10 protein-coding genes and 1 pseudogene are annotated in these 12,034 nt (G+C 73.1%); 8 read left to right on the forward strand and 3 right to left on the reverse strand.

The features are described from left to right. Positions 1-23: 23 nt before the first annotated feature. Genes pheS through AB0C15_RS23740 form a run of 3 tightly spaced genes read left to right on the forward strand, consistent with a single transcriptional unit; the run spans position 24 to position 4,167 of the window. Positions 24-1,103, forward strand: a complete 1,080-nt coding sequence (gene pheS, locus AB0C15_RS23730; protein ID WP_357355255.1) for a phenylalanine--tRNA ligase subunit alpha — start codon at positions 24-26, stop codon at positions 1,101-1,103. Positions 1,104-1,143: 40 nt separating this feature from the next. After that, complete coding sequence (pheT, locus tag AB0C15_RS23735; RefSeq protein WP_357355257.1) at positions 1,144-3,693, forward strand: phenylalanine--tRNA ligase subunit beta; 2,550 nt, start codon at positions 1,144-1,146, stop codon at positions 3,691-3,693. 3 nt (positions 3,694-3,696) lie between these two features. Continuing rightward, a complete protein-coding gene (locus tag AB0C15_RS23740) occupies positions 3,697-4,167 on the forward strand; it encodes a S26 family signal peptidase (RefSeq protein WP_357355259.1) in 471 nt (156 codons plus the stop codon). 64 nt (positions 4,168-4,231) lie between these two features. Here AB0C15_RS23740 and AB0C15_RS23745 read toward each other — a convergent pair whose 3' ends face one another. Further along, entirely contained in the window at positions 4,232-4,447 is a 216-nt protein-coding gene (locus AB0C15_RS23745; RefSeq protein ID WP_357355261.1) for a hypothetical protein, read from the reverse strand. 155 nt (positions 4,448-4,602) lie between these two features. Here AB0C15_RS23745 and AB0C15_RS23750 point away from each other — a divergent pair, with 155 nt between their 5' ends. The 3 genes from AB0C15_RS23750 to AB0C15_RS23760 are packed head-to-tail and all read left to right on the forward strand — an operon-like array spanning position 4,603 to position 7,572. After that, on the forward strand, positions 4,603-5,157 hold the full coding sequence (locus tag AB0C15_RS23750) for a MauE/DoxX family redox-associated membrane protein (protein WP_357355263.1): 555 nt from the start codon (positions 4,603-4,605) through the stop codon (positions 5,155-5,157). Between the two features lie 34 nt (positions 5,158-5,191). After that, positions 5,192-5,731 carry a hypothetical protein gene (locus tag AB0C15_RS23755; protein ID WP_357355265.1) on the forward strand — a complete coding sequence of 180 codons (540 nt, stop codon included), beginning with the start codon at positions 5,192-5,194 and terminating at the stop codon, positions 5,729-5,731. After that, the gene (locus AB0C15_RS23760) at positions 5,728-7,572 is read left to right on the forward strand and encodes an ABC transporter ATP-binding protein (RefSeq protein ID WP_357355267.1); all 1,845 of its coding nucleotides are present in this window, start codon (positions 5,728-5,730) and stop codon (positions 7,570-7,572) included. The genes AB0C15_RS23755 and AB0C15_RS23760 overlap by 4 nt, the downstream gene beginning before the upstream one ends. Here the strand turns inward: AB0C15_RS23760 and AB0C15_RS23765 are convergent. Further along, the gene (locus AB0C15_RS23765; protein ID WP_357355269.1) at positions 7,542-9,377 is read right to left on the reverse strand and encodes a BTAD domain-containing putative transcriptional regulator; all 1,836 of its coding nucleotides are present in this window, start codon (positions 9,375-9,377) and stop codon (positions 7,542-7,544) included. The two genes, AB0C15_RS23760 and AB0C15_RS23765, sit on opposite strands and share 31 nt — an antisense overlap. A 201-nt stretch (positions 9,378-9,578) precedes the next feature. Here AB0C15_RS23765 and AB0C15_RS23770 point away from each other — a divergent pair. Next, a pseudogene (locus AB0C15_RS23770) lies at positions 9,579-9,948 on the forward strand (N-acetyl-gamma-glutamyl-phosphate reductase); the annotation flags it as partial. A 209-nt stretch (positions 9,949-10,157) separates the two neighbouring features. Here AB0C15_RS23770 and AB0C15_RS23775 read toward each other — a convergent pair. Next, a complete protein-coding gene (locus AB0C15_RS23775; protein ID WP_357355271.1) occupies positions 10,158-11,156 on the reverse strand; it encodes an alcohol dehydrogenase catalytic domain-containing protein in 999 nt (332 codons plus the stop codon). A gap of 173 nt (positions 11,157-11,329) precedes the next feature. Between AB0C15_RS23775 and AB0C15_RS23780 the strand changes: the two genes are divergently transcribed. Continuing rightward, positions 11,330-12,025, forward strand: coding sequence for a type 1 glutamine amidotransferase domain-containing protein (locus AB0C15_RS23780; protein ID WP_357355273.1), 696 nt, complete (start codon positions 11,330-11,332; stop codon positions 12,023-12,025). Positions 12,026-12,034 lie beyond the last annotated feature (9 nt).

Below are 12,034 nucleotides of genomic sequence, written 5' to 3' on the forward strand. Positions count from 1 at the left end.
CCGTGAGGGAGTGCCCGTACGCCATGAGCTACCGCAACGATCCGTACGACCCGAAGCAGGTCGCCCTGCTCGACCCCGCCGCCCTGGCCGAGGCCGTCGCGGACGCCACGAAGGCGTTCGACGCGGCCACCGACCCGGACGCGCTGACCGCGCTGCGCCCGGTGCACCTGGGTGACCGTTCCCCGGTCTCGTTGGCGCGCCGGGAGATCGGCGCGTTGCCGCCGGCCGCGAAGTCCGACGCCGGTAAGCGGGTCAACGAGGCCCGCCGCGCCATCGAGTCCGCGTACGCGCAGCGCGCCGAGGTGGTGGAGCGCGAGCAGGCCGAGCGGGTGCTGGTCGAGGAGCGGGTGGACGTCACCCTGCCCTACGACAGGCGTCCGCGCGGTGCCCGGCACCCGTTGAGCACCCTGATGGAGTCCATCAGCGACCTGTTCGTCGGGATGGGCTACGAGGTGGCCGAGGGGCCCGAGGTCGACCTGGAGTGGGTCAACTTCGACGCGTTGAACATCCCCGCCGACCACCCGGCGCGCGGGTTGATGGACACCTTCCACATCGCATCCCCTGACGGCTCCGCGGGCTCGGGCCTTGTTCTACGAACGCACACGTCCACGGTGCAGACCCGCACGATGCTCAGCCGCAAACCGCCGATCTACGTGATCGTGCCGGGCCGGGTCTACCGCACCGACGAGATCGACGCCACCCACAGCCCGGTGTTCCACCAGGCCGAGGGCCTGGTGGTCGACAAGGGCATCACGATGGCCCACCTGCGGGGCACCCTCGACCACTTCGCCCGGGCGATGTTCGGGCCGGAGGCGAAGACCCGGTGGCGGCCGCACTACTTCCCGTTCACCGAGCCGTCGGCGGAGTTCGACGTGTGGTTCCCGGAGCACCGCGACGGCCCACAGTGGGTCGAGTGGGGTGGCTGCGGCATGGTCAACCCGCGGGTGCTGCGCGCCTGCGGCGTCGACCCGGAGGTCTACTCCGGATTCGCGTTCGGCATGGGCATCGACCGGACCCTGATGATCCGGCACGGGGTCAGCGACATCCGCCATCTCTTCGAGGGCGACGTGCGGTTCAGCCGCGCGCTCGGGACCGGGGCGTAGGCGATGCGGGAACGAGACACGGGAACGGTGGTCTGAAGTCATGCGAGTTTCTGTCAGTTGGCTGCGGGAGTACGTCGACCTCCCCGACGACCTGCCCACCGGTGACCTGGAGCAGGCCCTGGTCGACCTCGGCATCGAGGTCGAGTCCGTGGTGGACCTGCGCGAGAGCGTCACCGGTCAGCTCGTCGTCGGTGAGGTCCGCGAGATCGAGGAGCTGACCGGTTTCAAGAAGCCGATCCGGTTCTGCCGGGTCGACGTGGGTGCCGCGAACGGCACCGGCGAGCCGCAGGAGATCGTCTGCGGGGCGCGGAACTTCGCCCCCGGTGACCGGGTGGTGGTGATCCTGCCCGGCGGTGTGCTGCCCGGCGGGTTCGCGATCGGCGCCCGTAAGACGTACGGGCACAACTCGGCGGGCATGATCTGCTCGGCGAAGGAGCTGGGCCTGGGCGACGACCACTCCGGCATCATCGTGCTGGGGCCGGACGTGACGGCCAAGCCGGGCGACGACGCGCGCCCGGTGGTCGGCCTCGACGACGTCGTGTTCGACCTGGAGATCACCCCCGACCGGGGGTACGCGTTGAGCCTGCGCGGGCTGGCCCGGGAGTTGTCGCACGCGTTCGAGGTGCCGCTGCGCGACCCGGCCCTGGCGCCGGCTCCGGCGGGCACCGAGACGCCCGCGTACCCGGTGGAGGTCCGCGACACGGTCGGTTGCGACCGGTTCACGGCCCGGCTGGTGCGGGGCGTCGACCCGACCGCGCCCACCCCGTCGTGGATGGCCCAGCGGCTCGTCACCGCAGGCATCCGGAGCATCTCGCTGCCCGTCGACATCACCAACTACGTGATGCTGGAGCTGGGCCAGCCGATGCACGCGTTCGACGCCGACCGGATCGCCGGGCCGCTTGTGGTCCGTCGCGCCGAGGCGGGGGAGAAGCTGACCACCCTGGACGGGGTCAAGCGGGTCCTCACCGCCGACGACATGGTCATCTGCGACGACACTGGGCCGATCTCCCTGGCCGCGGTGATGGGCGGGGAGACCAGCGAGGTGGTCACCGGCGCCACCACCACCGTGCTCTTCGAGGCGGCGCACTGGGACCCGGCGATGGTCGGGCGCACCGCCCGCCGGCACAAGCTGTTCAGTGAGGCCGCGAAGCGTTGGGAGCGGGGCGTCGACCCGGCCGTGGCGCTTGTCGCCCTGGAACGTGCCGTGGGGCTGCTCACCGAGCACGGCGGGGGCACGGCGGGCGCGGAGATCCTGGACATCGACCACGTCCGGCCGCGTACCCCGATCAGCCTCCCGGCGGACCTGCCGACCCGGCGGGTCGGCGTCGAGTACCCGCCGGCGCGGGTGGTCGCCCTGCTGGAGCGGGTCGGCTGCACGGTCGCGCAGGGCGCGGACCGGTTGTCCGAGGACCCGGGCGCGGCCGGCGTGGCCAGCGGCGTCGGGGTGGTGCTGAGCGTCACCCCGCCGACCTGGCGGCCCGACCTGACCGACCCGGCCGACCTGGTCGAGGAGGTGGTCCGCCTCGACGGGTACGACAAGGTGCCGTCGGTGCTGCCGACCGCGCCTGCGGGCCGCGGTCTGACCCCGCGGCAGCGTCGCCGCCGGGCCGTCGCCGACTCGCTCGCGGAGCGGGGGTACGTGGCCGTGCTCGCGCACCCGTTCGTGTCGCCGGAGCTGGCCGACCAGCTCGGCCTGCCGGCCGACGACAGGCGCCGGCCGGCGGTGCGGCTGGCCAACCCGCTCTCCGAGGAGGAGCCGCTGCTGCGCACCACGCTGCTCGGCCCGCTGCTCGGCGTCCTCAAGCGCAACCTCGGCCGGGGTCTGCGCGACCTCGCGCTCTCCGAGATCGGTGCGGTCTTCCACCCGCGCGTCGGCGCCGGCAGCCCGCCGGCGATGGGCGTGGACCGGCGCCCCACCGACGAGGAGTTCGCGGCCGCCGACGCGGTGGTGCCGGCGCAGCCGGTGCACGTCGCGGTGGTGCTCTCCGGCGACCTGGACCCGGCCGGCTGGTGGGGGCCGGGTCGACCGGCCGGCTGGGCGGACGCCATCGAGGCGGCCCGGGACGTGCTGGCCGCCGCCGGGATCCCGGACGAGCGGGTCGAGGTGCGCGCCGCCGAGTACGCGCCGTGGCACCCGGGCCGCTGCGCCGAGCTACGGGTCGACGGGTCGGTGGTCGGTCACGCCGGTGAGCTGCACCCGGTGGTGGTGGCGGCGTTGGAGCTGCCGCGCCGCACCAGCGCGATGGAGGTGAACCTCGACGCGTTGCCGCCGACGCCGGTGACGTCCGCGCCGACGGTCTCCGGCTTCCCGCCGGCACTCATCGACGTGGCGTTGGTGGTGGACGACTCGGTGCCGGCGGAGCAGGTGCGCCGGGCGTTGGAGGCGGGCGCCGGTGAGCTGCTGGAGGACGTGCGGCTGTTCGACGTCTACTCCGGCGCGCAGCTCGGCGAGGGTCGCCGGTCGCTGGCGTACAAGCTGACGTTCCGGGCACCGGACCGGACGCTCACCGTCGAGGAGGCGGTCGCGGCCCGGGACGCGGCGGTCGCGGTCGCCGCGGAGCGCGTCGGCGCGACGCTGCGCGGCGCCTGAGTGATGCCGGCGCTGGGATGGTTCGCGGTGGCCGCCCTGCTCGCGGGGGCCACCGCCGGCCTGCTCTGGGCCCGCCGACACCTGTTGTTGGTCGCGGTGGTGGGGCGCAGCATGGAGCCGACGTTGCGCTCCGGTGACCGGGTGCTGGCCCGGCGTGTGCCGCTGGCCCGGGTCCGACCCGGGGACGTGGTCGTCGTGGTGGCACCGGCGGCGATGACCGCCGGCCACCCGACCCGGCCCGAGGCGGAAGGCCCCGGCCTGCTGATCAAGCGGGCGTACGCGGTGCCCGGCGACCCGGTGCCGGTGGACCGGGTGCCGCTGCTGCGCTCGGCCGGTGACGAGGTCGTGCCGGCGGGTCGGCTGGTGGTGCTCGGCGACAACCCGTCGCACAGCTACGACTCCCGCGAGTGCGGTTACATCCCCGAGCCGGATCTGCTCGGCGTGCTGGTCCGGCCGCGACCGCGCGCGGACTGACCAGCCGCGCCGCCACGCGGACGGCGTGCCGCCCGGCCGGAGCCGGACGGCACGCCGTGACCGCTCAGCAGAGGGCGGTCATCGTGCTCGCACCTGCGCTGCAGGCGCCGCCACAGCCGCCGCAGTACACCTTGCAGGCACCGTTGTAGCTGCACCGCTTCAGGTAGCACGTGGCGCAGACGGCACAGAACGGGTCCGGCGGACAGCCGGCCGCGGCCGTCACCTTGGGTACGAACACGCCGAGCATCCGCTCGCCCAGGGTCTCCAGTCGACGGAACATTCGTTCACCTCCTCTCGATACTGATGGATGTCCGGACGCTACGGCGGCTCGCTACACCGCCCGTACAGCCGCTCCGGCTCACGGTGATCGTCGATGTATCCCTGATGTATCCGCCGCTCCTAGCCTGACCCTCCCGGCAAGGAGGTGGTGTAGCGATGCGAGCCCTGGAGTTGACCGCGCGGCTGTTGCTGGCCCTGGTGTTCGCCGTCGCGGTGATCGGCAAGCTGCGTACCCGAGCGGGTTTCGCGGAGTTCGTCGGGTCGGTCCGCCAGTTCGGCGTGCCGGCTCGCTGGGCATCGCCGACCGCCCGCGTCGCGGTCGCCGCCGAGGCGGCCGTTGTCGTCCTGCTCGCCGTATCGCGGACCGTGCCCGCCGGGCTGCTGATTGCCGCCGGGCTGCTCGGCGTGCTCACCGCCGCGATGGTCGTCGCGCTGCGACGGGGGGCCCGGCCGGCCTGCCGCTGCTTCGGGGCCGGTGACGCGCCGATCGGGGGTCGGCACGTCGTCCGCAACGTCGCCCTGGCCACTGTCGCGTTGCTCGGCCTGCTGGGCTGGGCCACCGGCAGCGGGCCGCCGCCGTCCGCGCCGACAGTGCTGTTCGCCGTCGGCGTCGCGGTCCCGCTCGCCGCCGTGGTGGTCCGTCTCGACGACTTGGTCGCGCTCTTCGCACCCACCCGGTCCCGGGCGCCCCGCCCGGTTCGTCGGTCCTGATTCCGGTCCGTCCCCGCACCCCGAAGGAGTCCTCATGGCGCTGTTGACCGTGGCCGTCGTCCTCGTCGCCGCTCTCGGCCTGCTCAACCTGATCCTGATGCTCGGCGTGATCCGACGCCTGCGCGAGCACACCGAGTTGCTCAGCGACCAGCAGAGCGCGCCGCCGCCGGTGATGCTGGAGGTCGGCTCGATCCCTGGCGAGTTCCTGTCCACCACGGTGGACGGTCGAGTGTTCGAACGGTCCGACATCCCGCCGATGACCATGATCGCGTTTCTCTCGCCGAGCTGCGAGCACTGCGAGGAGCAGGTGCCGGTGCTGATCGACCGGGCGCGGAGCATGCCCGGCGGCGCCGACCACGTCTGGATCGTGGTGGTCGGCAAGGGTCCGGACACCCAGCCGTACGCCGATCGGTTCGCCGGCCTGGCGACCGTCTTCGTCGAGCCCGGCAACGGAGGGCTGCCCATCGCGTTCGGGGTGAAGGGATACCCGGCGTTCGGTCTGCTCGACGAGCGCGGCATCGTCGGGGCGACGGCGTTCGGCATCGCCCGGTTGGACCTTCCGGTGGCACGGTGAGCGACCTCCGGCTGACGCCCCGACGGGCCGCCCGGTACGCCCGGGCGGCCCTCGGCCTGACCTGGCGGGCGGCCCCCGGGGGCACGGCGGCGGATCTGGTCCTCGCGGTGCTGGCCGGGCTCACCCCGGTGGCCGTCGCCGCGCTGACCAAGATGCTGCTGGACCGTCTCACCAGCGTCGGCTCGGCCGGTACGGGGCTGGCCGCGCTCGCCGTCGGGCTCGCCGTCGCCGCCGCGTTCAACGCGATCCTGCCGCAGCTGCGCACCTACGTGGCGGCGGAGCGGTCCCGGGCGGTGTCCCGGCTGGTGCGCCGCCGGTTGCACGACGCGGTGCAGCGCCTGGTGGGGCTGGTGCGGCTGGAGGACCCGGAGTTCCAGGACCGGTTGCAGGCCGCCCAGCAGACCGGGCACCTCGGCCCGACCCAGTTGACCGGAAACGCGTTCGGCGTGCTGCAGAGCGTCCTGGCGATGGGCGGTTTCCTCGGCATCCTGCTGGTGCTCAATCCGCTGATCGGGGCGCTGGTGCTCCTCGCCGCCCTGCCCACTCTCTGGATGCAGTTGCGGCTCAACCGGGCCCGGGCGGCGATGGTGCTGCGCCTGGAGCACTTCCAACGACGGGACATGTTCTTCGCTCAACTGTTGGTGGGCGTGGCCGCGGCGAAGGAGGTGCGGCTGTTCGGTCTCGGCCGGTTCTTCGGCGACCGGATGCTCGACGAACTGCGCGGCATGCACCGGGTGGAGCAGCGGCTGGACCGCCGGGAGGTGCGCGCCCAGGCAATGCTCGGCCTGCTCGGCGCGGCGGTGGCCGGCGTCGGCGTGGTGTACACCGTGTCGGTGGCCCGCTCGGGTGGGCTGACCCCCGGTGACGTGGTCATCTACCTGGCGGCCGTGCCGGGTGTGCAGGGCGCGCTGGGCAGCCTGGTCAGTCAGATCGGCGCGATCCACCAGGCGCTGCTCCTCTTCGAGCACTACGACCAGGTGGTGCACGTCGAGCCGGACCTGCCGGTGCCGGCCACGCCCCGGCCGGTGCCGCCGCTGACCGAGGGCATCGAGCTGCGCGACGTGTGGTTCCGCTACTCACCGGACCATCCGTGGGTGCTGCGCGGGGTGGACCTGTTCCTGCCGGCGGGCGCGACGACCGCGCTGGTCGGGCTCAACGGCGCCGGCAAGAGCACCCTGGTCAAGCTCCTCTGCCGGTTCTACGACCCGGAACGCGGCAGCATCCGGTGGGACGGGGTCGACCTGCGGGAGCTCGATCCGGCGGCGCTGCGGGAGCGGCTGGGCGCGGTGTTCCAGGACTTCATGCCGTACGACCTGAGCGCGGCGGAGAACATCGCGCTGGGTGATCTGAGCGCGCGTGACGATCCGGAGCGGTTGCGGGCCGCTGCCCGGGACGCGGGCATCGACGACGTGTTGACGGCGCTGCCCCGCGGGTACGACACCCTGCTGACCCGGATCTTCTTCGACGGCCCGGACCGGGACGACCCGCAGGCCGGGGTGGTGCTCTCCGGTGGCCAGTGGCAGCGGGTGGCGCTGGCCCGGGGGTTCCTGCGGGCCGACCGGGACCTGCTGATGCTCGACGAGCCCAGTTCCGGCCTGGACGCCGAGGCCGAGCACGACCTGCACCGCCGGTTGGGCGAGCTGCGCCAGGGGCGGACCAGTCTGCTCATCTCACACCGGCTCAACGCGGTCCGTGACGCGGATGCCATCGTCGTCCTCGCCGACGGGCGGATCGTCGAGCAGGGTGACCACGAGCAACTGCTCGCCGCCGGTGGCGGGTACGCCCGGCTGTTCACACTGCAGGCCCGTGGCTACCGGGAGGACGCCCCCGCGCCGGCCTGACCGACGACCTGTCCGTTGCCCTCGCTGGCGGCGAGTTCGGCGGCGAAGAGCCGCACCAGCGCGCCGATGTGGAACCGGCCCGGTCCGGCCGGTTCGGCGAGCTGTGCGGCGACCAGTCGGTCCAGAGCCCGTGCCGCGTCCTCGCGGGGGGCTCCGGTCAGCGCGGCGGCCAACTCCGCGGTGACCGGCCCGGGGTGGGCCCGGCCGAGTCGGAGGAAGGTCGGGGCCGCCGGGCCGAGCCGGCGGTAGCTCGCGCTGAGGCGGGGGCCGAGCCCGGTCTCGGCGAGCCGGTACCGCTCGTCGCGCAGCAGCCGCGCCAACCTGCCCAGTGACCAGTGCGGTCCTTCGCTGAGCCGGCGGGCCGCGGTGCGCAGCGCGAGCGGTAGCCGCTCACAGAGGTTGACCACCGCCGAGGCGGCCTCCGGCTCCTCGTCGACCGGGCGGTCCCCGGTGGTGGCCCGCAGCAGCGCCAGCGCGTCGGCGGTGGGCAGCGGGTCCAGCCGCAGCGCCGGGGCGTGCCCGGTGGTGACCGACGTGCGGCTGGTGACCAGCAGCGCGCACCCGCCGCGTACCGGCAGCAGGTCGTCGATCTGGTCGGCGTCGGTCGCGTTGTCGAGCACCAGCAGCACCCGCCGGTCGAAGAGCAACGACCGGACCCGGGCGCGGGCCTCGGCTTCGCTAACCGGCTCCGGCTGGTCGGCGCCCGGTTGCAGGGCCCGCAGCACCCGCCTGGCGACCTGCAACGGCGGCGGTGGCGCGTCGGCGACCGATCCGCCGAGGTCGAGGTGGAGCTGGCCGTCGGGGAACGCGTCCAGCGCCTGGGCGGCGGCGTGCAGCGCCAGGGCGGACTTGCCGGTGCCAGCCATGCCGTAGATGGCGACGGTGACCGGTAGCCGCCGGGCGTCGACCAGCGCCTCGCGCAGCCGGGCCAGCTCGGCTCGGCGGCCCACGAAGGGCCCGGCGGGGCAGGGCAGCTCGTGCGGTACCCGTTGTTGCTCCACGGAACGCCCTCGGGCACGGGTGTCACCGGCACGCCGGGCGGGGGTCGGCCGGTGCCGTTCGTGCCGGCTCACCAAGCGGTACAGCTCGGTCAGCTCCGGCCCGGGTGCCACCCCCAACTCGCCGTCGAGCGCCCGGCAGGCCGCCCGGTAGGTGCGGACCGCGCCGGCCTGGTCACCCGCGCGGTGCAGGGCGGTCATGAGCAGTGCCCACGCCGGTTCGCGCAGCGGGTGCTCGGCGAGGTGCTCGCGGAGCAGGGTGAGCAACGCCGGCGTGCCGCGGTCGCCGAGGTCCAGGCGGCAGGCCGCGTACGTCTCTCGGGCGCCGGCCCGTCGCTCGCGCAGCCGCTCGAAGGCCGCTGCGGCCGTCGGCCCGTACGCCGGGGGCGGTTCGGTCGGCGACCAGAGCGCCAGCGCGCGGCCCAGCAGCGTGGCGGCCAGCTCGGGTTCGCCGCTGATCCGGGCCGCGTGGCCCTCGGTGACGAGTCGGTCGAACTCGGCGGCGTCCAGCTCGCCCGCCTCGACCCGGAGGACGTACCCGCCGTGCTCGGCGGGCAGCCGGGGCGGGGCGCCGGGGGAGTCGAGCAGGTGCCGGAGCTGGCTGGCGTGGCTGCGCAGGTTCGCCACGGCGGAGGCCGGGTACCGGGTGCCCCACAGCTCCTCGCGGAGGCGTTCGACGGGCACCGTCATGCCGGCCTTCAACAGTAGGGTGACAAGCAGGGCGCTGGGCCGGCCGGCCGGCACCCGCAGGGCCAGGTCGTCGCGGCGCACCCGGACCGGACCGAGGATCTCGAACGACAGCCCCACGCGCGCCTCCGTCAGGTGCCCCCACGCGAGCCGGACAGGCCGACCCACCACCGTCGAAAAATCATGCTAGTCGATTTTTCGACAGCTCCGCTGGTTTCGTTGAGCGGTAGCTCGATCACATCAACATACAGTCGACTGTATGAACTTGCAGTCGCTGATCTCTCTTGCCAGCCTTCGCTGTATAGTCATGCGGAGGTGAGTATGGGGATTCGAGTCGCGGTCGCTGGAGCGAGCGGCTACGCCGGAGGCGAGCTGCTGCGCCTGGTCGCCGGGCACCCGGAGTTCGATCTGGTCGCCGCCACCGCGCACAGCCAGGCTGGGCACCGCGTCGACGTGGTGCACCCGCAGCTGACCGGGCTCGATCTGGTGCTCGGGGAGACCGACCCGGCCATCCTGGCCGACGCGGACCTCGTCTTCCTGGCCCTGCCGCACGGTCAGTCGGCGGCTCTCGCGGCCCAACTCCCGGCCGCGGTGCGGATCGTCGACCTGGGTGCCGACCACCGGCTGCTAGGCCGCCGCGATCACCCTGGCGCTCGCGCCGCTTGTCGCCGACGGTGCGGCCAGCCCCGCGGGTCAGGGCTCCGAGTCCCTGGCGGCGCACCACGAGATAGGCCCTGAACTGGTGGTTCGCACTGGGTCAGGGCCTTTTTTCGGGTACGCGACTGTCGCTCGTCGGCGGTGAACTCGCGGCGAAAGTGCGCGGCGTGGCGCGTGTGGCGGTCAGGTCGGGCGACGGCACGGGTCAGCGGAGCGTGCCCGAGGCGCCGGAAACGGCGAGGTTCAGGTGGTGAGCACGATCCGGAACCGGGCCTGCCCGGCCATCATCCGGTCGTAGGCGGGCCCGGCCTGGTCCAGGGAGGTGGTCTCCACGATCGGCCGCACCCCGGTCAGGACGGCGAACCGTAGCGTGTCCTCGCTGTCCTTGGCCGTGCCGGAGGCGTGCCCGCCGACGGTCCGGCTGCTCAGGATGAGGTCGGGTGCGGAGACCTCCATGGGCGCGACCGGGACGCCGACCACGACGAGCTGACCGCGGGTACGCAGACCCCCGACGACCGCCGTGGTGGCCGCCGCGTCGGTGACCGTGGAGAGCACCGCTTTGGCGCCGCCGAGGCGGTTCAATCCGGCGGCGACGTCCTCCCGGGTGCTGTCGATGTAGTGGTGGGCGCCGAGTTGGCGAGCGAAGTCGCCCTTTTCCGCGCCGCGGGCGATGGCGACCACCTCGAAGCCCATCTTGGCGGCGAACTGGACGCCGAGGTGGCCGAGGCCACCCAGGCCGACGATGCCCACCATGTCACCGGGTCGGGCACCGCTTCCCCGGAGGCCGTGGAAGCAGGTGACTCCGGCGCACATCAGCGGCGCCGCCTCGACGTCGCTCAGCTCGTCGGGCACGGCGGCCAGCGCGTCGGCCGGCGCGAGCACGTAGTCGGCGTACCCACCGTCCCTGGTGAGGCCGGTGATCCAGCGCTGCACGCAGGAGATGAAGTCGCCTTCCCGACACGGCGTACAGACGAAGCAGGCGCCGCCGAACCAGCCGATCCCGACCCGCTGGCCCACCGTCCACTGCGGTACGCCATCGCCGACCGCCTCGACCGTGCCGGCCACCTCGTGCCCCGGCACCCGCGGGTAGGCATCGGCCAGGCCGCCCTTGGCCATCGCGTCGCTGTGGCAGACGCCGCAGGCCGCCACCCGGACCAGCACCTGCCAGTGCCCGGGCTGCGGAACCTCCCGTTCGACGAGTTCGAAGTCTCCGCCAGCCGTGGCCACCTGAACCGCTCGCACCTCGTCCTCCTCGCTGTGGCGGTCGATCGCTGTCACCCGCTGCGGACATACCCGGCGATCACCGGACCACACTGCCGCCCAGTGGGAGCCGCTGGCACGGCCAGACGCGTGTCGACGCTGAAATTGGTTACTCCCATCCAGCAGGCCAAGCGGGATGAGGAGGCGATCGGGCAATGGCGAAAGTCCTGTTCATAGTGAGCGGAGCGACGTACTGGGTGCTCAAGGACGGCAGCAGGTATGCGACCGGATATTGGGCCGAGGAGTTCGCAAACCCGTACAAGTTGCTTACCGACGCCGGGCACCAGGTCGTGGTCGCGACGCCGGGCGGGACCACCCCGAACGTCGACATGATGAGCCTGCGCCCCTCGATGGTGGGCGGCGAGCAGGCAGCCCTCGATCTGGAAGCGATCATCCGGGATGCGGAGGTCATGCGGCGGCCGCTCAAGCTGTCCGACGTCCGCCTGGAGGACTATGACGCGGTCTACCTGCCCGGCGGGCACGGCCCGATGTCCGACCTCGCGTTCGACGCCGACGCGGGCCGGCTGTTGACCGCCCAGCTCGAATCGGGCAACCCGCTGGCGATCGTCTGCCATGCGCCCGCAGCCATGCTGGCCACCAGGATCCACGGCGTTTCGCCCTTCAAGGGCTACAAGGTCACCGGCTTCGCGAACGAGGAGGAGGAGGCCGTCGGGCTGGCCCCCAGGGCGACGTGGCTGCTGGAGACGGACCTGAAGGAGAAAGTGGGCGTCCAGTACAGCCGCGGCCCGATCTGGGAGCCGTACATGGTGGAGGACCGTAACCTGATCACCGGACAGAATCCGCACTCGGCCGCAGTCTTGGGAAATCGGCTGCTGGAGATCCTCAAGTAACGACTCCGC

This window comes from Micromonospora sp. NPDC048835 (assembly GCF_040649995.1).
Classification (GTDB): Bacteria; Actinomycetota; Actinomycetes; order Mycobacteriales; family Micromonosporaceae; genus Micromonospora.